Genomic DNA, 25,943 nt, shown 5'->3' with positions numbered 1-25,943 from the left:
CCGACTCTATACGCCGTATGATGATACCCGGTCGAAACCCGTTCCAATCTAGATCATCTCCAGCCCGCGCTTGCGCGTCGGCGGTGGAAAGGCGCGGTCGAGTTCGGCGAGGTCTTCGGCCGTCAGCTCGATGTCGAGCGCGGCAACATTCTGGCGGACATGCTCCTGGCTGCTCGCCTTCGGGATGGCGATGACACCGGGCTGCGCCATCACCCAGGCAAGCGCGATCTGTGCTGCCGTGGCGTTGTGGCGGGCGGCGATGGTTTCCAGCCTGGAATTGCGCGCCAGCGCGCCCTGCTCGACCGGCGAATAGGCCATCAGCGGGATGCCGCGCTGCCGGCTCCACGGTGCGAGATCGAATTCGGGGCCGCGCCGCGACAGATTGTAGAGCACCTGGTTGGTCTGGACATGATTGCCAGACGACAGGCCGGTCAGCTCCTCCATTTCGTCGGTGTCGAAATTGCTGACACCCCAGTGGCGTATCTTGCCGGCCTCCTTCAGCGCCTCGAAAGCCTCGACGGTTTCAGATAGAGGCACACTGCCCGGCCAGTGCAGGAGATAGAGATCGATGCGGTCGGTGCGCAGGCGCTTCAAGCTGTTTTCGCAGGCCCGCGCCACGCCGGCGCGCGAGGCATTGGACGGCAATACCTTGGAGACAAGAAAGAGTTCGTCGCGGCGCCCGGCAATGGCTTCCGCTACCACCTCCTCGGCGCCGCCGCTGGCATACATTTCAGCGGTGTCGATCAACGTGATGCCGAGGTCCAGCCCGAGCTTCAGGGCATTGACCTCGCCGGCGCGGCGGCGGGAATCCTCGCCCATCTTCCATGTGCCCTGTCCCAGCACCTGGACGGCCTCGCCCGAAGGCAGTGTGGTGGCTCTTATCGTCGATGGCATGTGGGCTCCTGGCGCCGTGTAATCGATGCGAATGGCATCACAAGCACGGAGAGAAATCCAGAATGAATCTCTCCGGCATGGCCGTTGCTGCCTTACTTCGCCGGATGGGCGGCGAGCCAGGCCTGCATCTTGGCGATCTCGGCTTCCTGCGCGGCGATGACATCTTCGGCCAGCTTGCGGATTTCGGGATCCTTGCCATTGGCGAGTTCCACCTTGGCCATGTCGATCGCGCCCCGATGATGCGGGATCATGCCGCGCACGAAATCGACATCGGCATTGCCGGAATATTCGATCATCATGTCGGTGTGCATCTTGTCCATCGCCGCCTTGTAGCCGTCGGTCGAAGGACCTTGCGCGCCCATCGCGCCCATGTCGTGTTTCATCTCTTCGGATTGCGCCGGGACGCTTTCGAGGAAAACGGCAAGCAGCATTCCCGCCGCCATCATCAAAAGCACGATCTTCTTAGCCAAGGTCATCCATGATCTCCTGTTGATTGATATTCGTATCTGGGGGCTTTGCTCAGAGTTTCAATGTCCGCAGCCGCAATGCGTTGGCGATGACCGAAACCGAAGACAGGCTCATGGCCGCCGCCGCCAGCATCGGCGACAAAAGCGTGCCGGTGAGCGGATAGAGCACGCCGGCGGCAACCGGCACGCCAAGCACATTGTAGAGGAAGGCGAAAAACAGATTCTGGCGGATGTTGCGGATCGTCCCCTGGGCGAGCGTTCGCGCCCTGACGATGCCGTTGAGATCGCCCTTGACCAGCGTAATGCCGGCGCTCTCGACAGCGACATCGGCGCCGGTGCCCATGGCGATGCCGACATCGGCGCTGGCCAGGGCCGGCGCATCGTTGACGCCGTCGCCGGCCATGGCGATGCCGGCACCTTTCGCACGCAACTCCTCGACAAGGGCTGCCTTTTGTTCCGGCAGCAGGCCGGCGCGCACCTCGTCAATGCCAAGGCTTTTGGCGATGGCGCGCGCCGTGCGTTCATTGTCGCCGGTCGCCATGATGATCCGCAAGCCTCTGTCGTGCAGCGCCCTGATCGCCTCGGCTGTCGTTGCCTTGACCGGATCGGCGACCGCGACAATGCCGGCCAGTCTTTTGTCCACCGCAACGAACATCGCCGTCTTGCCTTCTGCCTGCAGCGCCTCGGCCCTGGCCGACTGGGAAGCGGTGTCGATGCCGACATCGGCCATCATGGCGGCGTTGCCGAGCGAAACCTTCCTGCCAGACACCGAGCCGGATACGCCCTTGCCGGTGACGGCGTCGAAGCCGCCGGCCTCAACGAGCGTCAGGCCGCGTTCGCCGGCGCCGCCGACAATGGCCTCGGCCAGCGGATGCTCCGAGCCTTTTTCCAGGCCGGCGGCGAGCGCCAGCAATTCATTCTCAGACAGGCCTTCGGCAGCGACGACATCGGTCAAGCGAGGCTTGCCTTCGGTCAAGGTGCCGGTCTTGTCGACGATCAACGTGTCGACCGAAGCGAAGCGCTCGAGCGCGGCCGCGTCCTTGATCAGCACGCCCGCGTGCGCCCCGCGCCCGGTGGCGGTCATGATCGACATCGGCGTCGCCAGGCCGAGCGCGCAGGGGCAGGCGATGATCAGCACCGAGACCGCCGAGACGATGGCAAAGATCAAGCTGGGTTCGGGACCGAAGATCGCCCAGGCGGCAAAGGCCGCGAGCGCAACCAGCACAACGGCCGGCACGAAGTAGAAGGAGACGCGGTCGGCTAAACCTTGAATCGGCGCGCGCGAACGCTGCGCCTTTGCGACCAGCTCGACGATGCGCGAAAGCGTCGTTTCGGCGCCGACCTTTTCGGCGCGCATGATCAGCGAACCGTTCTTGTTGAGCGTGCCGCCGGTCAAGGCATCGCCTTTCGTTTTTTCAACCGGCAGCGGCTCGCCCGAGATCATCGATTCGTCGACGGCGGAACGGCCTTCCGTTACAATGCCGTCGACCGGCACGGCGTCGCCCGGACGGATGCGTAGGTGGTCGCCGGTCTTGACCGCATCCAGCGGCACGTCGGTCTCGGAGCCGTCCTCCCCGATCAGCCTTGCCGTCTTCGGCGCCAGGTCGAGCAGCGCACGGATGGCCGAGCCGGTCTTTTCGCGCGCCCGCAATTCGAGCACCTGACCGAGGAATACCAGCGCGACGATGACGGAAGCTGCCTCGAAATAGACCGGGACGGTGCCGCCATGGCCACGGAACTGATGCGGAAAGATGTTGGGAAACAGCGTGGCGACGACACTGTAGAGGTAGGCCGCACCCACACCGAGCGAGATCAGCGTCCACATATTGGGGCTGCGGTTGACCAGCGACTCCCAGCCGCGATGGAAGAACGGGAATGCCGCCCACAGCACGACGGGGCTCGCCAGCGCCAATTCCAGCCACACCATCGTCCGCCCGTCGACAAACGCCTGGAACGTCAGGCCGAGCATCGGCGCCATGGCAACGATCAGCAGCGGCACGGACAGCACCGCGCTGACCCAGAACCGTCTGGTGAAGTCTACCAGTTCGGGGTTCGGGCCCTCATCGCCAGTGGGAACGCCCATCGGCTCAAGCGCCATGCCGCAGATCGGGCAGGAGCCGGGCTTGTCTCTTATCACTTCGGGGTGCATCGGGCAGGTGTATTGCGTGCCTTTCGGCACCGGCGACGCCGCCGGCCTGTCGCCGAGATATTTTTGTGGCTCGGCCTCGAACTTCGCCTGGCAGCCGGCCGAGCAGAAATAGAAACCCTGGCCTTCGTGGCGGAAAAAATGCCTGGCGGTAGCGCGGTCGACACTCATGCCACAGACGGGGTCGGTGGCGGTCAGGTATTTTTCGGGCCCGGCGACGAATTTCGTACGGCAACCCTCGCTGCAGAAGTGAAAGAGACGGCCGCCATGCTCGGCCGTCGGCTTGCCCGCGGCCGGATCGACGCTCATGCCGCAGACCGGATCGCGCACCACGGCTTCGGCGGCCGGCTCAGCAGCCTTTGCCGCACAACAGCTGCCATCGGCCGCGTGCGCGTGGTGGTGATGCTCGGAATGCGCCATCGAAAAGTGCCTTATATCTGTCTGGGTGAGGAGGTAGTGCTTCCAGTAACTGGAAGGTCAAGGGGCGATTTCCACTTTTCGATCGTGGCCGTCATCGCGCACATCGAGGGAAAATCGCTTACGCAACTTTGTTCCCATGCTATGGACGCGCGTCCCACTGCATCGATCCCACCCAAATGAAATGCCTGATTATCAATCTCGATCGGTCCCGCGATCGCCTCGCCCATGTAACGGCGGAGTTCGCGCGCATCGGCATCGCCTTCGAGCGGGTCGCCGCCATCGATGCGCGAGATCGGCCGGATCTGGCCGAAATGCCGCAGGGCAAGAAGCATTTGCGCCTGGCCGACGCCGAGATCGCCTGCCTGCTCAGCCACCAACAGTGTTGGTCGATGATCGCTGCAGGTGAGGATGCTTACGCGGCGATTTTCGAGGACGATGTCGTTTTCCCGGACAAAGCCGGTGCTTTGCTTGCCGATGCGGGCTGGATTCCCGCTGATGCGGACATCGTCAAGTTGGAAACGTTCTTCAACCGAACCGTAATTTCACGGAAGCAAGTCGCCTGCGGCCACGGTTTTTCCGCGAGCAGACTGCACGGGCTCCATATCGGTACGGCGGGATACATCCTGTCCAGACAGGCCGCGCGGGACCTTCTTGCGGCAACGAACGAGATCAGCATTCCCGTCGATCACCTCATCTTCAATCCGCGTTTTGCGACCTCGTCCGACAAGGTCATTTACCAACTCGTCCCGGCATTGTGCCTGCAGGCACAATTCCTCGGCGACATTCCGGTGAGATTGCCAAGCCTGCTCAAGCAGGAGCGAACAGAGGAATGGGTGGCAAGCGGGATAGGTAAACAGCGCCAGAAGCCAATCACCGCCAAGGCAAGGATCGAGGCCAGGCGGTTGACGCGGCAGATCGCCGATCTCTTCCGGCTCCGGCGCGAGATGATCATCCCTTTCTGGTATCGCGGCCGACGCGTCCGTCCGCCCCATACACAGCGCCGTGAAAACGCGCTATAGACGCCGCGCAAAGGCGAGGCCCACCGGCAATCCATGGCAAAAATCTCCCTCAAGCTCGACGCGCTGATCGACAGCGAGGCTTTGCGCCGCGACATGACGGCGCTGATCTCGGCGGCCAGCGGCGCCGAGCCCGGCGCGCGCGTCGGTGCGCTCCGGCTGCTGAAGGATCGGCTGACCGAGGGCCGCAAGGTTGCCGAGCGCATGCTGATGGACGATGGCAGCGGCACGGCCTGCGCCGCCCGGCTGTCGCATCTGATGGACGAGATCATCCGCGCCCTCTACGAGTTCGCCGCGACCCACGTCTACCGGGTGAAAAGCCCCTCGACCGCAGAGCGCATGGCGGTCGTTGCCGTCGGCGGCTATGGCCGCGGCACGCTGGCGCCGGGCTCCGACATCGACCTGTTGTTCCTGCTGCCCTACAAGCAGACGCCGTGGGGCGAACAGATCGTCGAATATATGCTCTATATGCTGTGGGACCTCGGGTTGAAGGTCGGCCACGCCACCCGCAACATCGACGAGTGTCTCAGGCTGTCGCGCAGCGACATCACCATCCGCACCACGATCCTGGAAGCGCGGTTCCTATGGGGCGAACAGAAGCTCTTCGACGAATTGCTGACCCGCTTCGACCATGAAGTGGTGCGCACCACCGGACCGGAATATGTGCAGGCCAAGCTCGCCGAACGCGATGATCGCCATGCCAAGGCCGGCGAAAGCCGCTATCTGGTCGAGCCCAACGTCAAGGACGGCAAGGGCGGCCTGCGCGATTTGCAGACGCTGTTCTGGATCGCCAAATACTTCTATCGCGTGCGCACCGGCGAGGAATTGGTCGAAAAGGGTGTCTTCACCGAGGCCGAGTACCGCGAATTCCAGAAGGCCGAAGACTTCCTGTGGGCGGTGCGCTGCCACATGCATTTCCTCACCGGCAAGCCAGAGGAACGGCTGCATTTCGATATCCAGCGCGAGATCGCCGAACGTCTGGGCTACACCACCCATCCCGGTCTGTCGGCGGTCGAGCGCTTCATGAAGCATTACTTCCTCGTCGCCAAGGATGTCGGCGACCTCACCCGCATCTTCTGCGCCGCGCTCGAGGAAGAGCAGGCCAAGCATGTGCCCGGCTTCAACCGCATCTTCCTCACCTTCCAGCGCCGCAAGCGCAAGCTGGCAGGCACGTCGGACTTCATTGTCGACAATCACCGCATCAACGTCGCCGACGACAGCGTGTTCGAGCGCGACCCGGTCAATCTGCTCAGGCTGTTCTGGTTCGCCGACAAGCACGGGCTGGAGTTCCATCCCGATGCGCTGAAGCTGCTCACCCGCTCGCTCGGTCTGGTCAACAAGTCGCTGCGGCGCGACGAGGAGGCCAACCGGCTGTTCCTCGACATCCTGACCTCGGACCGCAATGCCGAGCTTAATTTGCGGCGCATGAACGAGGCCGGCCTGCTCGGCAGGCTGATCCCCGATTTCGGCAGAATAGTCGCCATGATGCAGTTCTCGATGTATCACCACTATACGGTGGACGAGCACCTGATTCGGTGCATCGGCGTCTTGGCCGAGATCGAGCGCGGCGACGGCGAAAAGGTGCATCCGCTCTCGCACACGCTGATGCCGGGGCTAGAGAAGAGCCGCGAGGCACTCTATGTCGCGGTGCTGCTGCACGACATCGCCAAGGGCCGGCCGGAGGATCACTCAGAGGCCGGCGCCCGGATCGCACGCCGCATCTGCCCGCATATGGGGCTGTCGGCCGCCGACACCGAGACCGTCGCCTGGCTGGTCGAGAACCATCTGGTCATGTCGATGACGGCGCAGACGCGGGACCTCAACGACCGCAAGACGATCGAGGATTTCGCCTCGATCGTGCAATCGGTCGAGCGGCTGAAAATGCTGTTGATCCTGACCGTCTGCGACATCAGGGGTGTCGGGCCGGGCGTGTGGAACGGCTGGAAGGGCCAGCTCCTGCGCACGCTCTACTACGAGACCGAACTGCTTTTGACCGGCGGCTTCTCGGAAGTGTCGCGCGCCAAGCGGACGGCGGCGGCGCGCGAGCGGCTGGCCGAGGCGCTGGCCGATTGGCCGGACAAGGCCCGCAAGCGCTATGTCGGCCTGCATTACGAGAACTATCTGCTGACGGTCGACCTCCCCGATCAGCTGCGTCATGCCGAATTCATCCGCGAAGCCGACGCGGCAGGCAAGAAGCTCGCCACCGTGGTCAGGACGCACCAATTCGAGGCGGTGACCGAGATCACCGTGCTGGCGCAGGATCATCCGCGCCTGCTTTCGGTTATTGCCGGCGCCTGTGCCGGCGCCGGCGGCAACATCGTCGACGCGCAGATATTCACCACGTCCGACGGCCGCGCGCTGGACATCATCCTGATCTCACGGGAATTCGACCGCGACGAGGATGAGCGCCGTCGCGCCGAGCGCGTCGGCCGGCTGATCGAGGACGTGCTGTCGGGCAAGAGCTGGTTGCCGGAGATGATCGAGAAGCGCACCCGGCCGCGGCGCGGCGCCAAGGTGTTCAAGATTCCGCCGCGCGCCGAAATCCGCAACACGCTGTCGAACCGGTTTTCGGTGATCGAGGTCGAGGGACTGGACCGGCCTGGGCTGTTGTCGGAAATCACCAGTGCGTTGTCCGATCTCTCGCTCGACATCGCCTCGGCCCACATCACCACCTTCGGCGAGAAGGTGATCGACACTTTCTATGTCACCGACCTGACGGGGCAGAAGATCGACAATCCGGCGCGCACCGCCGCCATCCACACAAGGCTGATCGCGGCACTTGAAGGCGTTGTCCCGGAGCGCGGCGGCAAGGCCAAGGCGGCGGCCGAGTGACCATCACTTTGTCCCAATCACCCCCTTTGTCCCAATCGTCCCCTTTGTCCCAATCATCCAGGCAATCTCCCCGCGCATGAGCCTCGTCAAGAAATTCGCCACGGTTGCGTCCGGCACGCTGATGAGCCGCGCCCTTGGCTTTGGCCGCGAAATGCTGATGGCGGCCGCACTCGGCACCGGGCCGGTGGCGGACGCCTTCAACGCCGCCTTCCAGTTTCCCAACACGTTTCGCCGGCTGTTTGCCGAAGGCGCCTTCAACGCCGCTTTCGTGCCGCTGTTTGCCAAGGAGATCGAGATTCACGGCACCGAGGGCGCCAAGCGCTTTTCGGAGGAAGTGTTCGGCGTCCTGTTTTCGGCGCTCTTGGCCCTGACCATCGTCATGGAGCTGGCGATGCCGCTGATCGTGCGCTATCTCGTGGCGCCGGGCTTTGCCGACACGCCGGGCAAGTTCGAGACGACCGTCCTGCTGGCGACGATCATGTTCCCGTATCTCATCTGCATGTCGCTCGCAGCCATGATGGCGGGCATGCTGAATTCGCTGCGCCGCTATTTCGCGGCTGCCGTGGCGCCGGCTTTCCTCAACATCATCCTGATCAGCGTGCTCGGCTACGCCTGGTACCACGGCATGGATGCCCGTGAGGTCGGTTTCAGCCTGTCCTGGGGCGTGCTGGCAGCGGGGCTGGTACAGCTCGCAATTGTCTGGGTGGCGGTGCGCAATGCCGGCATCGCCATCGGTTTTCGCCGGCCGAAGATGACGCCCAATGTCAAGCGCCTGCTGATCCTGGCCCTGCCGGCGGCGATCACCGGCGGCATCACCCAGATCAACCAGCTGATCGGCACGGCGATCGCGTCGGCGCAGGACAGCGCCGTGTCCTCGCTCGCTTACGCTGACCGCATCTACCAGCTGCCGCTTGGCGTCGTCGGCGTTGCCGTTGCCATCGTGCTGCTGCCGGAGCTGTCGCGGGCGCTGAAATCGGGCAATCTGGTCGAGGCGGCCAATCTGCAGAACCGCTCGGTCGAGTTCACCCTGTTCATGACCTTGCCGGCGGCGGCGGCACTGTGGGTGATGGCGGAGCCGATCGTGCGGCTGGTCTATGAGCGCGGCGCCTTCGCCGCCAACGGCTCGACGCCGACCGTGGCCGCGATCCTGGCGATTTTCGGCCTCGGCCTGCCGGCCTTCGTGCTGATCAAGGCCTTCACTCCCGGCTATTTCGCCCGCGAGGACACGCGCACGCCGATGATGTTCGCCGCCATCTCGGTCGGCGTGAACGTGATCACCGCGCTGACGCTGTTCCCGAAAATGGGCGCGCCCGGCATTGCGGTGGCCTCGGCCGTCGCCGGCTGGGTCAACGCGGTGATGCTGCTTGCGGTGCTGATCCGACGTGGCCATTGGGGCCGCGACGTGCCATTGCTGAAGCGCATTCCGCGCCTGGTGCTGTCGGCTGCGGTGATGGCGGTGGCGCTCTATTTCGCCGAGCACTGGCTGGCCGTCAGGCTCGGCCCCGGCTCGCCACTGGTGATCAAGGCAACGACGCTGCTGGCGCTGGTAGCCGGCGGCGCTCTGCTCTACTTCATCACGGCCTTTGCCACCGGCGGCGCCGATTTCGGCATGATCCGGCGCAATGTGAAACGCGGCTCGGGCAAGGCAGCGGCGCCAGCGCCAAACGCCGATCTGGACGAATAGTCCGGGCGAGCTAACAGCAACACCGGTCTTGATCCTCTCCGCCCCTTCGTCCATAAGCGCGCCGTCGCAAGACTTTCGCCGCGCGTGGTTTCCAGCCACGTGATTGGCTCCGAAAAGTCTGCAACTTTTCGGAATCACGCTTATACGGCCCTCCACAAGCCATGAGGAACCCATGACCGCCTTCAAACAGCTCGTCTTTTCCGGGGTACAGCCGACCGGCAATCTGCATCTCGGCAACTATCTCGGCGCCATCAAAAAATTTGTCGCCCTGCAGGACACGTCAGACTGCATCTATTGCGTCGTCGACCTGCATTCGCTGACGGCACAGCTCGTCCATGATGACCTCGCAGACCAGACCCGCTCGATCACCGCCGCCTTCCTTGCCTCCGGCATCGACCCGAAGAAGCACATCGTCTTCAACCAGTCGCGGGTGATGCAGCATGCCGAGCTTGCCTGGATCTTCAATTGCGTGGCGCGCATCGGCTGGATGAACAAGATGACGCAGTTCAAGGACAAGGCCGGCAAGGACCGCGAGAACGCCTCGCTGGGCCTGCTTGCCTATCCCTCGCTGATGGCGGCCGACATCCTGCTCTACCGCGCCACCCATGTGCCGGTGGGCGAGGACCAAAAGCAGCATCTGGAGCTGACCCGCGACATCGCGCAAAAGTTCAATAATGATTTTTCGAGCCGCATCGCCAGTCTTGGCGTCGGCGTCGAGATGCAGGTCGGCGAAGAGACGGTAAACGGGTTCTTCCCGATAACCGAACCGGTGATCGGCGGGCCGGCGGCGCGCATCATGAGCCTGCGCGACGGTTCGAAGAAAATGTCGAAGTCGGACCCGTCCGACCTGTCGCGCATCAATTTGACCGACGATGCCGACACCATCTCGAAGAAGATCCGCAAGGCCAAGACCGACCCGGAAGCGTTGCCAAGCGAAGTCGACGGCCTGGAAAGCCGCCCGGAAGCGGAAAACCTGGTCGGCATCTATGCAGGGCTGGCCGAGATGTCGAAGGCGGACGTGCTGAAGGAATTCGGCGGCCAGCAGTTTTCCGTGTTCAAGCCGGCGCTCGCCGACCTTGCCGTGGAAAAACTGGCGCCGATCGCCGGCGAGATGCGCCGTATCGAGGGCGACCGCGCCTATGTCGACGCGGTGTTGAGAGACGGCGGCGAACGCGCCGGCGCGCTGGCTGAGACCACCATGAAGACGGTACGCGACATTATAGGCCTGTTGCAGGGCTGATCCTACCGTCAGTGCACCGCACCATTCTGGCCCAAGGCCGGCGGCTTGCCGCCGGTCTGCCGCGGTGGCAGATTGCGGCCGAAAACATCGAGTAGATAGACATGGTCTCCAAACGCCTCAGTCACGAAGCCGGCCATCGCAGGAAATTCCTGACGATCATCGACGACACGCCGGAGTGCGAGCGCGCCGTCGCCTACGCCTCCAAGCGGGCGCAGAGCACCAGCGGCACGCTGGTGCTGCTCTACATCATCACACCGGACGACTTTCAGCACTGGCTGGGCGTCGAGAAGATCATGCGCGAGGAAGCCAATGCCACGGCACGCGCGGCACTCGACGGCTACGCCAACAAGGTGCGCCAGAAGCTTGGCATCGAGCCCGAGATGGTGGTGCGCGAAGGCAAGCCGACCGAAGAGATCCACAAGCTGATCGAGGAAGACCAGGACATCGCCATCCTGGTGCTGGCGGCAGGTGCCGGCAAGGAAGGACCCGGGCCGCTGGTGGGGGCTGTTGCCGGCAAGGGCGCCGCCTTCCCTATTCCGGTCACAGTGGTGCCGCAGAACCTGTCCGACGAGGAGATCGACAGCCTCGCATAGAGAGTGATGCCGGAAAGTGTGAAGCGGTTCGGATAACATCACGATCCTGGATTTATAGCCCGCGCGGGATTCCTTCCCAGCCAGCAAAAACATTCCGCCAGCCAGCCATTTTGAGCGATGCGTTTCGCTTGAATGTACAGCCGATTGAGCCTATTTAGAACTATTCCAAACTAGCTGCCCGACTGGGGCACGGAGACGGCCATGTTCATCCAGACCGAATCGACGCCGAACCCGGCAACGCTGAAGTTCCTGCCCGGCAAGGAAGTGCTTGTCGAAGGCACCGCCGATTTCCGCGACGCCGACAGTGCAGCCAGCGCCTCGCCGCTGGCCGGCCGCCTGTTCGAGATCCCCGGCGTGACCGGCGTCTTCTTCGGCTATGACTTCATCACCGTGACCAAGGACGGCCCGGACTGGCAGCACCTGAAGCCGGCCATCCTCGGCGCCATCATGGAGCATTTCATGTCGGGCGCGCCCGTCATGGTCAACGCCGGCCCCGCCGCCGAGACCAGCCAGACCGGCGAATTCTACGACAAGGCCGATGAGCAACTGGTCATCACCATCAAGGAATTGCTCGACACCAGGGTGCGCCCGGCGGTTGCCCAGGATGGCGGCGACATCACCTTCCGCGGCTTCGAGAACGGCACCGTGTTCCTGCACATGAAGGGCGCCTGCGCCGGCTGCCCGTCCTCGACGGCGACGCTGAAGCACGGCATCCAGAACCTGCTCCGCCACTTCGTGCCGGAAGTACAGCAGGTCGAGCAGGTCTCCTAAGACCCCTTCACGCATTCGAGCGAGCAACAAAAAACCGGGCCAGATTGCCCGGTTTTCTGTTTTGGACGTCCGTTGTTGCCTAGACGGTCCGCGTACGAAGGGTAACGCCTATCTTGACCATGATCTTCCCGAAAACCGGTTCCACTTTTCGCTTTCGTGGACCTCGGTTCCGGATCAAGGTCCTACATCACGATGACCTTGGCGCCGACCGACGTGCGGTCGTAGAGGTCGATGATGTCCTGGTTCATCAGCCGGATGCAGCCTGACGACATCGCCTTGCCGATCGAATTCCATTCCGGACTGCCGTGCAGGCGGTAGCCCATGTCGCCGCCCTTGTTGAACAGATACATGGCGCGCGCGCCGAGCGGGTTCTTCAAGCCCGGCTCCATGCCGCTCGCGAACTTCGCGAGCTCCGGCTGGCGCTGGATCATCTGCCGCGGCGGCGTCCAGGTAGGCCATTCGCGCTTCAGCGCGATATGGGCGGTCCCGTGCCATTCAAAGCCTTCGCGGCCGACGCCGATCCCGTAGCGGATCGCCCGGCCGTCGCCTTCGACGAAGTAGAGAAACTTGTTCTGAGTATCGACGACAATGGTGCCCGGCTTTTCCGAGGTGTCGTAGTTTACCTCTTGCCGGTGGTACTTCAGCGGCACCCTCTCGATCGGGATGCGCGGCAGTTGGTAGCCTGCATCGTTCACCGAACCGTAGTTGTTGGTGAACAACTGCGAGCCGATCGTGCTGCAACCCGAGATCGCGGCCGACAACGCAAGTGCGGCGACGATTGCAAATGACTTCATGCGCATGAAATGGTCCGATGCCCCGCCAAGATGTCGCGACACGTTACGGCCGCTTTTCCTGAAATCATTCATGCTGGCATTTGCTTTGCTTGCCAAGCGCGCGATGCCTATATGCAGGAGCTTACGTGCCGGTAAGCCGTCAACTATGGCATTTCGGCAACAGGACTCACGGGATTGTGAAGGAAAAACAATGGTTGGTGCTGTCGGATAGCCTGGAAGCAAGGAACCACATCGAGGAATTACAATGAATGTAGGCGACGCCGCGGCGCGGTCCGGCCTGCCGGCCAAGACCATCCGCTACTATGAAGAGATCGGCCTGATCGCCCCGGCGCGCGCCGGCAATGGCTATCGCGATTATTCCAGCGACGACATCCATCGGCTGGCCTTCCTGCGCCGCGCTCGCAACCTCGGCTTTTCAATCGACGATTGCCGCCAGTTGATGGCGCTCTACCGCGATCGCAGCCGCGCCAGCCACGATGTGCGCGAGATTGCCGCCGCCCATGTGAGCGCCATCGAGGAAAAGGTGCGCGAGCTGCAGTCGATGCGCACGACCTTGCAGACGCTGATCCAGGCCTGCCATGGTGACGACCGGCCGGATTGCCCGATTTTGGATGATATTGCGGGGGCTGCGCTGCTCGAGAACAGGCCGGCTTCGGTTTGAAGCACGGGCGCCGGGATAGACTGGGCGCCGGACGCGCAAGAAAAACCTCCAAAGTCTATATCTCATTTGGCTAAAGTTACGGAACGTCCGATGGACAAGAACGGAACCAAAGCGGTTACATCAGACCTTTGCGCTCACGACGTAAGACTTTAGTCCGGCCGATTTATAGCCAAGAACGGAAGTTTATCGGCACGACATAGGGCCGCTGCGGATCAGTACCAGACTGCACCCAGACGAATATGGTGCGATCGCGGAAGACGCTCGGACCAAGCCGTCACCCAGTTTGTCAACCGGATAATCGCCGTCCAAGCATGGGTTCAAACCGAACAAAATCTGGCATGGTGGCTGCCATGCCGATCATTTCACCGATTCCCCTCAATCCTCTCATCGACGGCCGCCAGTCCGAACGCGCCATGCTGGTGCGGCGCGGCGTGCAGAGGCTGTTGATGCAAATGGGCATGCATGTGCTGCCCGAACTGTCGCTGGCCACCGGGCGGCGCGCCGACCTTGTGGCGCTGACCCGGCAGGGCGATATCTGGATCATCGAGGTCAAATCCTCGATCGAGGATTTCCGCGTCGACCGCAAATGGCCTGACTACCGGCTGCACTCCGACCGCTTCTTCTTCGCCACCCATCCGGGCGTGCCATCGGATATCTTCCCCGAGGAATGCGGCTTCATCCTCTCCGACGGCTACGGCGCCGAGATTCTGCGCGATGCGCCCGAGCACCGGATGGCGGCGGCAACGCGCAAGGCGCTGATGCTGCGCATCGCACGGGCGGGTGCGGCGCGGCTGCTGGCGGCGGAACTGGCGGGTGTGGCGGTGCCGGCGCTGGCGGGAGAGAGCGAGTAGACGAAGCTCAAGTTCCTCGCCCCGCTTTGCGGGGGCGAGGAACCCAAGAACACCTACTCCACCACCTCCTCCACCCCTGCCGCCGGCGCCATCAGGAGCACGGCGGCACCCAGCAGCGCTGCAACGAAGGACCCCGCCAGGATGCCGACCTTGACGGCGTCCTGCAGCGCCATGTCGTTGGCGAAGGCGAGCAGGCCGATGAACAGGCTCATGGTGAAGCCGATGCCGCAGAGCAGCGAAATGCCGATCATGTGCAGCCAGCCGGCATTGACCGGCAGGTCGGCGAAGCCGAGCCGGATGGCAAGCGCGGACGAGCCGAAGACGCCGGCCAGCTTGCCCAGCACCAGGCCGGCGGCAACGCCGAGCGTCAGCGGCTCGACCAGGGCAGAGGCGCTGAGGCCGGCCAGCGACACGCCGGCATTGGCAAAGCCGAAGATCGGGATGACGAAGAACGGCACGATCTTGTGCAGGCCGTGCTCCAACCGGTGCAGCGGCGAATGGTCGAGATCGTGCCCGCTGCCGGGAGAAGTTTTCAGCAGAATGGTGAGCGCCAGCGCCACGCCGGCCAGCGTCGCATGCACACCCGATTTCAGAACCAGCACCCACAGCACGGCGCCGAGCACGAGGTAAGGCGTCAGCCTCGTCACCCGCATGCGGTTGAGCACGATGAGCACCGCGATGACGGCGAAGGCCGCACCGAGATAGGCCAGCGACAGGCCGCTTGTGTAGAAGATGGCGATGATGATGACGGCGCCGAGATCGTCGATGATGGCGAGCGCGGTGAGAAAGATCTTGAGCGACGCCGGCACGCGGTTGCCGAGCAGCGACAGTACGCCGAGCGCAAAGGCGATATCGGTGGCGGTCGGGATCGCCCAGCCGGAGAGCGCGGCGGCGTTGTTGCGGTTGATGGCGACATAGACCAGCGCGGGAACCAGCATGCCGCCGGCGGCGGCGACGCCCGGCAGCACGCGGCGCGGCCAGGTCGAGAGCTGACCGTCGAGCATCTCGCGCTTGATCTCGAGGCCGACCAGCAGGAAGAACACCGCCATCAGCCCATCATTGATCCAGTGCGACACGCTGAGCGGGCCGAGATAGGCGTGGAGAGCGGCGAAATAGGTTTCGGCCAATGGTGAATTGGCGACGATCAGCGCAAGGGCTGCCGCAACCATCAGGATGATGCCGCCCGCCGCCTCGCCGTCGAGGAATTCGCGAAGGATGGATTTCGGCTGCTTGTCGCGCATCTGTGCTCCGTTGCCGGGTTTTCCGGCGGCGTTATTGCCGATGATGGGCAAAGGTCGATGGCACGGCAAGCGCAACTGTTTCCAGCGTTGGCGCCGCCCCTCATTGTCCTGCCGGACGTTCGTTATTCGAAAAGCCAAGCAGTTGGCTTTTCGTCCGCTTCGCGGACCATTCCTCAACTCCCCGCATAGCGACGGGGAGAAAGAGGCAGCTTCAGCCTAGCCGTCGTCTCCTGCAACGCCGGCGATTGGCGAAACCGGCGATGAGAGCGCCCCTCTCCCCCGTCTCTATACGGGGAGAGGATGCCGGCAGGCAGGTGAGGGGCAGCGCTGAGGTTCGGCAATTGGCGGCCGGCGCCGCCGGCGCGTGAACCTCAGCGTGGTGCGCGCTTGGCGAGTATGCGCTGCAGCGTGCGGCGATGCATGTTGAGCCGGCGCGCGGTTTCCGACACGTTGCGGTCGCACATTTCGTAGACGCGCTGGATGTGTTCCCAGCGCACGCGGTCGGCCGACATCGGATTTTCCGGGGGGGCGGCGCGCTCGCCGGCGGTGCGGGTGAGCGCTGCAAACACGTCGTCGGCGTCAGCCGGCTTCGACAGATAGTCGATGGCGCCGAGCTTCACCGCGGTCACCGCGGTGGCGATGTTGCCGTAGCCGGTGAGGATGACGGTGCGGGCATCGTCGCGCTTCTCGCGGATGGCGGCGACGACGTCGAGGCCGTTGCCGTCGCCAAGCCGCATGTCGACCACCGCATAGGCCGGCGGGTGGGCGCGCGCCTTGGCCACTGCCTCCTCGACGCTCTCGGCCGTCTCGACCACGAAACCCCTGGTTTCCATGGCGCGGGCCAGCCGCGTCAGGAACGGCTTGTCGTCGTCAACGATGAGCAGCGAGGTGTCCTCGCCTTCGACCATTGCGCCAATTGCTTCTTCGCCAGTCATTATCTTAAAAAATCCTGCTGCCTTAATTTTACGCAGATATAGTTCCTGAACGCCATTGTCCAATTTTGCCGCCTCCGCCAAGGCTTTTACGCGGTGTCGAACATCGAGATCCCCACCGATTCCGGGTTGAGGAAGACGGTGCGGGGCCACGATATCTGCACGATGGCGCCCTCGCCCAGCCCGCTCGAATTGCGGAAATCGAGCGTGGCGCCGGAGCGTTCGAGCAAGGTCTTGGCGATGAACAGCCCGAGGCCCAGGCCACCGCCGGCTTCGTTGCCCTGGCGCGTCGACATATAGGGCTCGCCGATGCGGTCGATGATTTCGGGGGGAAAGCCCGGCCCGTCATCGATGATCGAGAAGGTGACGTCGAGTTCGTCCCAGCTCCATCGCACCGTCACACTGTTGCGGGCGAAGTCGACGGCGTTCTCGACGAGATTGCCGAGGCCGTAGATGACCCCGGGGTTGCGTCGTCCCACCGGTTCGGGGCCGACGCGCTCGCCCGGCCGAAGCTTGATCGAGATGCCGAAATCGCGGTGCGGCGCCGTCACCTCCTCGACCAGCGAGGTCAGCGGCAGACGCGACAGATGCGCCTCGCCCTCGGAGGACAGGCTGGTCAGCCGCTTCAGGATCTCGCGGCAGCGCTCGCTCTGCGACCGCAGAAGTTTGACGTCCTCACCGTATTTTGGGTCGTCGCCAAGTGCCTTTTCCATCTCCTTGGAGACAAGGGCGATGGTGGCGAGCGGCGTGCCGAGTTCGTGCGCGGCGGCGGCGGCAAGCCCATCCAGCGCCGACAGATGCTGCTCGCGCTGCAACACCAGTTCGGTGGCGGCAAGCGCATTGGCGAGCAGGCGGGCTTCCTCGGCAACGCGGAAGGCATAGATGGCAGTGAAGGCGATCGAGGAAAACACCGCCATCCATATGCCGGCGACATAGATGAATGGCATGGGCAGAGGCGCGCCCTCATACCATGGCAGCGGCTGGTGGAAGAAGACCAGCAACGTGGCCGCCGCCATGACCAGCGCGCCGAGCACCGCAGTCAGCCGCAGCGGCAGCGAGGCCGCCGAGATGACGACGGGCACGGTCATCAGCACCGAGAACGGGTTGGTGAGGCCGCCAGTCAAATAGAGCAGGCCGGCAAGCTGCAGGCTGTCGAAGGTCAGGATGAAAAAGGCTGAGAACGGGGTCAGCCGGTGCGCTGCCGGATAGCGGAAGGTCAGCACCAGGTTGAGCCAGGCCGAGCAGGCGACCAGCGCGAAGCAGAGGCTGACCGGCAGCGGGAATTTGAGCCCATAGGCGATCACCAGCACCGCCAGGCTCTGGCCCACGATGGCCAGCCAGCGCAGCCGGATCAGCGTGTTGAGGCGCAGCCGCTGGCTTTGCTGGAAGTCTGGCGCGTGCACGATGTTGATCATGGCCAAGGATTATAGCCGGGAAAGGACGAGCGCTAGGTCCCTCGCGGTTTGGCGCGGGCGGTGGCCGCAGCGAGCAGCGGATTTTCCGGCCAGACATGGCGGGGATAGCGGCCGCGCATGTCGGTGCGCACATCGGCCCAGGAGCCGCGCCAGAAGCCTGGCAGGTCGCGCGTCGTCTGGATCGGCCGGTGCGCCGGCGACAACAGCTCGAGCGTCAGCGGCACGGTGCCGTTGGCGATTGCCGGATGGCGGTCAAGGCCGAACAGTTCCTGCACGCGGATGGCCAGCACCGGCCATTCGCCGTCATAGCGGATCGGCACATGGCTGCCGGAGGGCGCGTCGAAATGGGTCGGCGCCAGTGTGCCGACCTTGCGCTGCAATTCGTGCGGCACCAGCGCCATCAGGCCTGACGACAGCACGCCGGGATCGATCGCGGCGAAGGATGCCTTGCCCGAAAGGAACGGCAGCAGCCAGTCGTCGAGGCCTTCGAGCAGGGCGGGTTCCGAAACATCGGGCCAAGGCGCGCCGAGGCCGCGATGCAGCCAGCCGAGCCGTTGGCGCAGCGCCTCGCCGTCCTTGCCCCATTCCAGCAGCGACAGGCCGTGCTCGCGCAAGGCATCTGTTATGGCGCGGTCGGCGTCTGTTCCAGTTGGTGCGGGCAGCATGCGCTCCGACAAAGTGATGGCGCCGAGCCTGGCGGTCTCGCGCACGCGCACCGCGCGCCGCTCGCGGTCGAAGCTTGTCTCTCGGCGCGTCTCGATCCTGTCGGAGAGTGCGGCGCGGATGTCGGCCTCGTCAACGGCTGCCGCCGCCGTGATGCGGGCATTTTGCGCCTTACCATGCAGATCGGCGACGACCAGCCAGGTCTCACCGGCCAGCGGATCGGCGGCGTCGAGCATGGCGCCGGAGCCGTTGGCCAGCACGAAACGCCCGCGCTCGCCGCGCGCTCTGGCGACACGGTCCGGCCAGGCGTGGATGAGGAGAAGACCGGCAGAAGCGGCTTCGCTGCTCTTGGCGCCGCCCGCCTGCTTCGCCAATCGCCCGGCAAGCTGCCTTGCCGCAACGGCGCGCGGCGACTTTTCCGTGCGGAAGCGCATCAGGCGCCGTTCGAGGTCGGCGCCGTCGCCGCCAAGGCCACGCTCGGTGAGCAGAACGGCCAGCATTGCCGCCTCCAGCGCGTGGCCGCCGCCAGCGGCTTCAGCGACCATGTGTGCGAGCCGCACGGGCAGGGCCAGCTTGCGCATCGCGCCGCCCGCCTCCGTCAGCCGGCCGGCCGCATCGATGGCGTGCAGCGCCAGGAGCAGCGCCCGCGCCTCGTTGAGCGCGGGAATGGGCGGCGGATCGAGCAAGGACAGGCTTGCGGGATCGGCGACGCCGAAGGCGGCGCAATCGAGCAGCAGGCCGGACAGGTCGGCTTCCAGAATCTCGGGCGGGGTGAACGCGGGAAGGGCCGCCGTCTGCTCGGCCCGCCAGAGGCGGATGGCGACGCCTGGCTGCGTGCGCCCGGCGCGGCCGGCGCGCTGGTCGGCGGACGCCCTGGAAACGCGCACCGTCTCCAGCCGGGTCAGGCCGCTCGCCGGTTCGTAGCGCGGCAGCCGCGACAGGCCGGAATCGATGACGACGCGCACGCCGTCGATGGTGATCGAGGTCTCGGCGATCGACGTCGCCAGCACCACCTTGCGGCGGCCGGGCGGCGCCGGTTTGATGGCGGCATCCTGCGCCCTGTTGTCGAGCTGGCCGTAGAGCGGCACGATGTCGGTGTCGGCGCCGAGCCGGCCCTGCAGCCGCTCGGCGGTGCGCTCGATCTCGCGCTGTCCCGGCAGGAAGGCGAGCACGCTGCCGCTCTCGCCGGCAAGAGCGGAGCGGATCGCCTTGGCCATGGCGTCCTCGATGGGAACGCCGGCTGGCCGCTCGTCGTATCTGACATCTATGGGGAACGCACGGCCTTGGCTTTCGATCACCGGGGCGCCGGACAGGAGTTTCGCGACGCGCGCGCCATCGAGCGTTGCCGACATCACCAGCAGCCGCAAATCCGGCCGCAGCGCGCCCTGCACGTCGAGCGCCAGCGCCAGGCCGAAATCGCCGTCGAGCGAGCGCTCGTGGAATTCGTCGAAAATCACCGCCGAGACGCCGGGCAGCTCGGGATCGTCTAGGATCATGCGCGCCAGGACGCCTTCGGTGACGACCAGGATTTTTGTCCGGGCCGATGTGCGGTTTTCCATGCGCATGGCATAGCCGACAGTGGCGCCGGGCTCTTCATCAAGCAATTCGGCCATGCGGCGGGCGGCGGCGCGGGCGGCGAGCCGGCGCGGTTCGAGCAGGACGATCTTGCCGGCGACCAGCCAGGGCGCATCGAGCAGCGCCAGCGGCACCAGCGTCGGCTTGCCGGCGCCGGGCGGCGCCACCAGGACGGCGCTGTTGCCGGAGCCGAGCGCCTCGCTCAGGGCCGGCAGCACGGCGGATACCGGAAGCTCCGGCAAGGATCTCGTCGTCATTGCGTCCGCATATCAGCGGTCACCACAACCGTGCAACGGCTCAAAGCCTTGTGCGTGAAAACGGGTTCCAGCGCACCGTGCCCAGCCGCACCTCCTCGCGCACCATGGTGAGCAGGCCGGACGCGCCGACGACGGCAAGGCCGACCAGCGATATCCAGTCCGGATACTCCTGGAAGAACAGCGCGCCGAGGATGACCGCCCAGACGATCTGCGAATAATGCGTCGGCGCCATGCGGTTGGCCGGCGCGTATTTGGCGGCCAGCAGCTGCAGCAATTGGCCGCCGGCGGTAAAGGCGCCGCCCAGCACCAGCCACAGCAGCTGCATGGCGTTGGGGAGGGTGAACGATGTGGCGATGGTGCCGGCCCCGTTGAACAGCAGCCCGTAACCGATGAGCACGCCGAGCATGGTGGTGCGCTTTTCCTGCTGGGCGAGCGACCGCATCAGGATGACGCTGGCCGCGGCAAGAAAGGCCACCGTGAAGGCGGCAAGGTGTCCGAGATGCAACTCGCGAAAACCTGGCCGCACCACCAGCATGACACCTGCAAAGCCGGCAACCACCGCCAGCCAGCGCCATGGACCGACCTTTTCTTTCAGGATGACGGTCGAGAGAATGGTAACGCAAAGCGGCGCCAGGAAGATCAGTGCATAGGTCTCGGCCAGCGGAATGGTGGTGAAGGCGTAGACGCTGAGCACGCCCGAGGCGATGCCGGCCCAGGCGCGGGCCTGCACCGCCCATGGCCGCCCGGTGCGCCAGAAGTCGCGCCAGCGCTCATCGACTGGGCGGCTGAAAAACAGGAAGCAGCCGGCAAACAGCGTGATGAAGAAGCCGATCTCGAAGACGGTGAACTGTCCGCCAAGGCTCTTGATAACGGCATCGCTGCACGAATAGCTTGCATAGGCGATGAGGGCGAGCAGGATTCCGTTCGTCACGTTTTTCCATTTCCGGGGAGAGTGCAGTGAAGGTATTGGCGCTCGGCGCGCATCCCGACGACATCGAGATATTCATGTTCGGTACGCTGGCTGCCTATGCCACGCAAGGCGCAGAACTGACTTTTGCCGTGGCCACGGATGGCGCCAGGGGCGGCATGGGCGACCCGAGCGTTTTGGCTCGTGTCCGCCGCGACGAGGCGGCGGCCGCTGCGGCGCTGCTCGGCGCAACCCTTCGCTTTCTCGACTTTCCCGACGGCGAACTGGTGGCTGATGCGGCACTGATCGCTTCGCTGAAAGCGCTGATACGCGAGACCGCGGCGGATCTGGTTATCACGCATGCCCCCAACGACTATCACGCCGACCATCGTGCTTTGTCGGACGGCGTGCGCATCGCGGCCTCGTTCGGCGTCCCCGTGCTGCATGCCGACACAATGGGCGGCACCGGCTTTGCGCCGACGCATTACGTCGACATTTCCGCCTACGGCGATATCAAGACGCAGGCGATCCGAGCGCACCAGTCGCAGTGGCCGGAGCAATATGTCGACAGAGCGCGCGTCCAGAATGAGTTTCGCGCCGGGCAATGCAACAGCGTTCCCGGCTCCCTGGCCGAGGCCTTCCGATTCGAGCCGACATTTCCCTTCGCCGACATCCGCGCGCTGCTGCCGCCCGCGCCCCCTGTTCGGCCGGTGACGCCGCAGACGAAAATTATAGGCGACCCCGGCTAAGCAACTTCCGGGCGAGCCGTCCGGCAATCATTTCCCAACGATTTCAATCGCCGTTTCGCCATGTTGCGGCGCAGCGACGAATTCGCTTGCCTTGTTTAGTAAAAATTGCATCACTAAACAAATTACTAAACATCTGCGGCGCACCGCGCCGCCCTGGCGACGCATAGCGCGCCGTGTTTAGCCCCTCGGAGGAGCGAGGGTTGAGGGGTTCTTGAAACGGCCATCCGGGCGCGTTTCGCAAATGGGAGGAAGGCATGAAATCGAGCTTGAAACTGGCGTTGGGGCTGGCCTCGGCGATTACCGCGTCGACAGCCGTCTCGAACGCGGCGCACGCTGAAGACCTGACGCTTTGCTGGGCCGCCTGGGATCCGGCAAACGCGCTGGTCGAACTGTCCAAGGATTTTACCAAGGAAACCGGCATCGGCATGAAATTCGAATTCGTGCCGTGGACCAACTATGCCGACCGCTTCCTCAACGAGCTCAACTCGCACGGCAAACTTTGCGACCTGATCATCGGCGACAGCCAGTGGATCGGCGGCTCGGCCGAGAACGGCCACTACGTCAAGCTGAACGACTTCTTCGACAAGGAGAAGATCAGCATGGACGACTTCGTGCCGGCAACAGTCGTCGGCTATTCCGAATGGCCGAAGAACACGCCGAACTACTGGGCGCTGCCGGCCATGGGCGACGTCGTCGGCTGGACCTACCGCAAGGACTGGTTCTCCAAGCCGGAACTGCAAAAGGAATTCAAAGAAAAGTATGGTTGGGACCTCGGCCCACCGACCACCTTCGACCAGCTGAAGCAGGTCGCCGAGTTCTTCCAGAAGCGCGAGATCGACGGCAAGACCGTCTATGGCGCTTCGATCTACACCGAGCGTGGCTCGGAAGGCATCACCATGGGCGCCATGGACGTGCTCTACAGCTACGGCTTCCAGTATGAAAACCCCAAGAAGCCCTACGAGATGGAAGGCTTCGTCAATTCGCCAGACGCGGTCAAAGGCCTGGAGTTCTACAAGTCGCTCTACGATTGCTGCACGCCTCCGGGTGCCTCGAACAGCTATATGGGCGAAGGCGTCGACGCCTTCAAATCCGGTCAGGTGGCCATGCACATGAACTTCGCCTTCACCTGGCCCGGCCTGCAGAAGGACGAGAATGTCGGCGGTGACAAGATCGGCTACTTCGTCAATCCGAAGGGTCCCGGCGGCGCCCAGTTTGCGCAGCTTGGCGGCCAGGGCATTTCGGTCGTGTCCTATTCAGACAAGCAGGAATCGGCGCTGAAGTACATCAAGTGGTTCGCCAACAAGGATGTGCAGGCCAAATGGTGGTCGCTCGGTGGCTATTCCTGCCTGAACGCGGTGGTCAAGGACCCGGCCTTCCCGTCCAGCCAGCCCTATGCACAGACCTTCCTCGACTCGATGGCGATCGTGAAGGACTTCTGGGCCGAGCCGAGCTACGCACCGCTGCTGCAGGCGTCGCAGAAGCGCTTCCACGACTATGTCGTTGCCGGCCAGGGTTCGGCCAAGGACGCGCTTGACGGCCTGGTCAAGGACTGGACGCAAGTGTTCCAGGACGACGGCAAGATGTAACCGGACCAACGGCTCCTCCCGAGCCTGACCCCAGAGGCGGATGATTTTCAGGCCGAATCGACCAGAAATCATCCGCCTCGGGCTAAAAAGAGAGAGAGCATGATGTCGTCCGAAAACCGCTTCACACTTTTCGGCTTCATGCTCTTGGTCCCGTGCCGCCCTTGGCACGGGACGCAGTTCAGATAAATTCCAGTGTCGAGACTTGACGTGACCGAAGCAGGACTCACCATGCTCAATCGGACTGCGGAGAACGTTGCCCGGGCGACCCCGGAGCCGTTGGCCCGCAAGGTCCGGGGGATCAGCGACAAGGGCCTCGCCTGGCTGTTCATCTCGCCGACGATCCTGTTGCTCTTGGCCATCAACATCTTCCCGCTGTTCTGGGCGATCTACCTGTCCTTCACCAACTTCCGGGCGAACCGCCCGAACGAGGTGGTGAAGAACCTCGGCTTCGCCAATTACCAGCGCATCCTCGGCGACCAGGACATCTGGATCGCCATGCAGACGACGGCGCATTTCGTGTTCTGGACGATCCTGCTGCAGACGCTGATCGGTTTCACGCTGGCATGGCTGATCGACAGGAAGTTTCGCGGCCACGCCTTCTGGACGACCATCATCCTGGTGCCGATGATGCTGTCGCCGGCGGTGGTCGGCAATTTCTGGCGTTTCCTCTACGAGCCGCAGATCGGCCTGTTCGCCTACGCCATCTCGTTCGTCACCCGGATACCACCGACCGACATCCAGATGCTGTCCAACGTGTCGCTGGCGCCGTGGTCGATCATCATCGTCGACACCTGGATGTGGACGCCCTATGTCATGCTGATCTGTCTCGCCGGCCTGCGCTCGATCCCCGAATACATCTATGAGGCGGCCGAGGTCGACCGCGCATCCAACTGGCGGCAGTTCTGGTCGATCACGCTGCCGATGGCGCTGCCCTTCATCATGCTGGCGGTGCTGTTTCGCGGCATCGAGAACTTCAAGATGTTCGACATGGTCAACCTGCTGACCGGTGGCGGGCCGGGCTCGACCACCGAGGTCGCTTCCATCACGCTGAAACGGCAGGCTTTCGAGAGCTGGCGCACCGGATATTCCTCGGCCTTCGCCATCATCCTGTTCGTCGCGGTGTTTGGGCTGGCCAACATCTACGTCAAGGCGCTGAACAAGGTGAAGCAGAGATGAGCTTGACCACTGCCCACTCCGTCGTCGCCCCCTCGGCCAATTCGAAGCGGATCGCCGGCACCATCATCGTGCTCTACGCGCTGATCTCGATCGTGCCGCTGCTGTGGATCTTTGCCACCAGCTTCAAGACGCCGCCGGATTCGATCGCCTATCCGCCCAAGATTCTGTTCCAGCCGAGCATCGAGGGCTATTGCAACCTGTTCACGACGCGCACCAGGCAAACGCCCGACTACATCAACTCGCTCGGACCCGCGACCGGTTTCTGCGACGAGACCTCGCGCAAGCGCAACATGGTGATTGCCGGCCCGTCCAATTTCCTGCCGCGCTTCGTCAATTCGCTGATAATCGCCTTCGGCTCGACCTTCTGCGCGGTCTTCCTCGGCACGCTGTCTGCCTATGGTTTCTCGCGCTTCAAGGTGCCGCTGGCCGATGACCTTCTGTTCTTCATCCTGTCGACGCGCTTCATGCCGCCGATCGCGGTCGCGATTCCCATCTACCTGATGTACCGCGAGCTCGGCCTGTCCGACACCGCGCTGGGCATGATCCTGCTCTACACGGCGGTAAACGTGTCGCTGGCGGTGTGGCTGCTGAAAGGCTTCATCGACGAGATCCCGCGCGAGTATGAGGAAGCGGCGATGATCGACGGCTACACCAGGCTGCAGGCCTTTTGGCGCACCGTGCTGCCGCAAGCGACTACCGGCATCGCCGCGACCGCCATCTTCTGCCTGATCTTCGCCTGGAACGAATATGCGTTCGCCGCACTCCTGACCTCCGGCACCGCGCAGACCGCGCCGCCCTTCATCCCGACCATCATCGGCGAAGGCGGCCAGGACTGGCCGGCGGTGGCGGCCGGCACGACGATCTTCCTGGTGCCGATCCTGGTCTTCACCATCCTGCTTCGCAAACAATTGCTGCGCGGCATCACCTTCGGCGCGGTACGCAAATGATTGGTGTGTCAAGTCGACGCCCCCGCCGGGGGGGGCGGGGGGGGGCGCGCGGGCGCGCGCCGCGGGCACAGAATGCGCGGCGGAGCCCCGGCGGACCGGGACGGGGGGCGCGAGGCGGAGAAGAGA

Annotated in this window: 21 protein-coding genes; 12 read left to right on the top strand and 9 right to left on the bottom strand. The window is 64.1% G+C overall.

Features of this window, described 5'->3' with window-relative positions; all coding sequences use genetic code 11:
* Positions 1–48: 48 nt before the first annotated feature.
* From NKI06_RS18905 to NKI06_RS18895, 3 genes are all read right to left on the bottom strand, one after another.
* The gene (locus NKI06_RS18905) at positions 49–894 is read right to left on the bottom strand and encodes an aldo/keto reductase (RefSeq protein ID WP_023685133.1); all 846 of its coding nucleotides are present in this window, start codon (positions 892–894) and stop codon (positions 49–51) included.
* A gap of 92 nt (positions 895–986) precedes the next feature.
* Positions 987–1,370, bottom strand: coding sequence for a CopM family metallochaperone (copM, locus tag NKI06_RS18900; RefSeq protein WP_023685134.1), 384 nt, complete (start codon positions 1,368–1,370; stop codon positions 987–989).
* A 43-nt stretch (positions 1,371–1,413) separates the two neighbouring features.
* The gene (locus NKI06_RS18895) at positions 1,414–3,927 is read right to left on the bottom strand and encodes a heavy metal translocating P-type ATPase (RefSeq protein WP_352986607.1); all 2,514 of its coding nucleotides are present in this window, start codon (positions 3,925–3,927) and stop codon (positions 1,414–1,416) included.
* 176 nt (positions 3,928–4,103) lie between these two features.
* Between NKI06_RS18895 and NKI06_RS18890 the strand changes: the two genes are divergently transcribed.
* The 6 genes from NKI06_RS18890 to NKI06_RS18865 all read left to right on the top strand — a co-directional run bounded on the left by NKI06_RS18890 (position 4,104) and on the right by NKI06_RS18865 (position 12,063).
* The gene (locus NKI06_RS18890; protein WP_352986606.1) at positions 4,104–4,946 is read left to right on the top strand and encodes a glycosyltransferase family 25 protein; all 843 of its coding nucleotides are present in this window, start codon (positions 4,104–4,106) and stop codon (positions 4,944–4,946) included.
* A 33-nt stretch (positions 4,947–4,979) separates the two neighbouring features.
* On the top strand, positions 4,980–7,775 hold the full coding sequence (locus NKI06_RS18885) for a [protein-PII] uridylyltransferase (protein ID WP_352515273.1): 2,796 nt from the start codon (positions 4,980–4,982) through the stop codon (positions 7,773–7,775).
* 76 nt (positions 7,776–7,851) lie between these two features.
* Positions 7,852–9,459 carry a murein biosynthesis integral membrane protein MurJ gene (gene murJ / locus NKI06_RS18880; protein WP_352986604.1) on the top strand — a complete coding sequence of 536 codons (1,608 nt, stop codon included), beginning with the start codon at positions 7,852–7,854 and terminating at the stop codon, positions 9,457–9,459.
* A gap of 172 nt (positions 9,460–9,631) precedes the next feature.
* Positions 9,632–10,699: a tryptophan--tRNA ligase gene (gene trpS, locus NKI06_RS18875; protein WP_023672858.1), complete on the top strand. Its 1,068-nt coding sequence runs from the start codon at positions 9,632–9,634 to the stop codon at positions 10,697–10,699.
* Positions 10,700–10,800: 101 nt separating this feature from the next.
* Positions 10,801–11,292: a universal stress protein gene (locus NKI06_RS18870; RefSeq protein WP_352986602.1), complete on the top strand. Its 492-nt coding sequence runs from the start codon at positions 10,801–10,803 to the stop codon at positions 11,290–11,292.
* A 201-nt stretch (positions 11,293–11,493) separates the two neighbouring features.
* Complete coding sequence (locus NKI06_RS18865; protein ID WP_023685140.1) at positions 11,494–12,063, top strand: NifU family protein; 570 nt, start codon at positions 11,494–11,496, stop codon at positions 12,061–12,063.
* 182 nt (positions 12,064–12,245) lie between these two features.
* Here the strand turns inward: NKI06_RS18865 and NKI06_RS18860 are convergent, their stop codons facing one another.
* Positions 12,246–12,863 (bottom strand): L,D-transpeptidase, encoded by a 618-nt coding sequence (locus NKI06_RS18860; RefSeq protein ID WP_023692663.1) that lies wholly within the window; start codon positions 12,861–12,863, stop codon positions 12,246–12,248.
* Between the two features lie 238 nt (positions 12,864–13,101).
* Here NKI06_RS18860 and cueR point away from each other — a divergent pair, with 238 nt between their 5' ends.
* Positions 13,102–13,518 (top strand): Cu(I)-responsive transcriptional regulator, encoded by a 417-nt coding sequence (gene cueR, locus NKI06_RS18855; protein WP_352986600.1) that lies wholly within the window; start codon positions 13,102–13,104, stop codon positions 13,516–13,518.
* Between the two features lie 350 nt (positions 13,519–13,868).
* A complete protein-coding gene (locus NKI06_RS18850; RefSeq protein WP_023732523.1) occupies positions 13,869–14,369 on the top strand; it encodes an MmcB family DNA repair protein in 501 nt (166 codons plus the stop codon).
* 53 nt (positions 14,370–14,422) lie between these two features.
* Here NKI06_RS18850 and nhaA read toward each other — a convergent pair whose 3' ends face one another.
* The 5 genes from nhaA to NKI06_RS18825 form a co-directional block, all read right to left on the bottom strand.
* Positions 14,423–15,610: a Na+/H+ antiporter NhaA gene (gene nhaA, locus NKI06_RS18845; protein ID WP_352986598.1), complete on the bottom strand. Its 1,188-nt coding sequence runs from the start codon at positions 15,608–15,610 to the stop codon at positions 14,423–14,425.
* Between the two features lie 371 nt (positions 15,611–15,981).
* The gene (locus NKI06_RS18840) at positions 15,982–16,545 is read right to left on the bottom strand and encodes an ActR/PrrA/RegA family redox response regulator transcription factor (protein ID WP_023672848.1); all 564 of its coding nucleotides are present in this window, start codon (positions 16,543–16,545) and stop codon (positions 15,982–15,984) included.
* 86 nt (positions 16,546–16,631) lie between these two features.
* Positions 16,632–17,957, bottom strand: a complete 1,326-nt coding sequence (locus tag NKI06_RS18835; RefSeq protein WP_352518597.1) for an ActS/PrrB/RegB family redox-sensitive histidine kinase — start codon at positions 17,955–17,957, stop codon at positions 16,632–16,634.
* Positions 17,958–17,989: 32 nt separating this feature from the next.
* Positions 17,990–20,452, bottom strand: a complete 2,463-nt coding sequence (hrpB, locus tag NKI06_RS18830; protein ID WP_352986595.1) for an ATP-dependent helicase HrpB — start codon at positions 20,450–20,452, stop codon at positions 17,990–17,992.
* Positions 20,453–20,492: 40 nt separating this feature from the next.
* On the bottom strand, positions 20,493–21,383 hold the full coding sequence (locus tag NKI06_RS18825; protein WP_023725843.1) for a DMT family transporter: 891 nt from the start codon (positions 21,381–21,383) through the stop codon (positions 20,493–20,495).
* Positions 21,384–21,409: 26 nt separating this feature from the next.
* On the opposite strand from NKI06_RS18825, the gene NKI06_RS18820 reads away from it, so the two are divergent.
* From NKI06_RS18820 to NKI06_RS18805, 4 genes are all read left to right on the top strand, one after another.
* Positions 21,410–22,108: a PIG-L deacetylase family protein gene (locus tag NKI06_RS18820; RefSeq protein WP_023715560.1), complete on the top strand. Its 699-nt coding sequence runs from the start codon at positions 21,410–21,412 to the stop codon at positions 22,106–22,108.
* A gap of 254 nt (positions 22,109–22,362) precedes the next feature.
* On the top strand, positions 22,363–23,694 hold the full coding sequence (locus NKI06_RS18815) for an ABC transporter substrate-binding protein (RefSeq protein ID WP_023684201.1): 1,332 nt from the start codon (positions 22,363–22,365) through the stop codon (positions 23,692–23,694).
* 228 nt (positions 23,695–23,922) lie between these two features.
* A complete protein-coding gene (locus NKI06_RS18810) occupies positions 23,923–24,870 on the top strand; it encodes a carbohydrate ABC transporter permease (protein ID WP_031198535.1) in 948 nt (315 codons plus the stop codon).
* Positions 24,867–25,817, top strand: coding sequence for a carbohydrate ABC transporter permease (locus tag NKI06_RS18805; protein WP_023694180.1), 951 nt, complete (start codon positions 24,867–24,869; stop codon positions 25,815–25,817). The genes NKI06_RS18810 and NKI06_RS18805 overlap by 4 nt, the downstream gene beginning before the upstream one ends.
* Positions 25,818–25,943 lie beyond the last annotated feature (126 nt).

Source organism: Mesorhizobium sp. M0772 (genome assembly GCF_040320135.1).
Classification (GTDB): Bacteria; Pseudomonadota; Alphaproteobacteria; order Rhizobiales; family Rhizobiaceae; genus Mesorhizobium.
The sequence above is the reverse complement of the archived record's forward strand: the minus strand, read 5'-3'. Positions and strand labels throughout refer to the sequence as shown.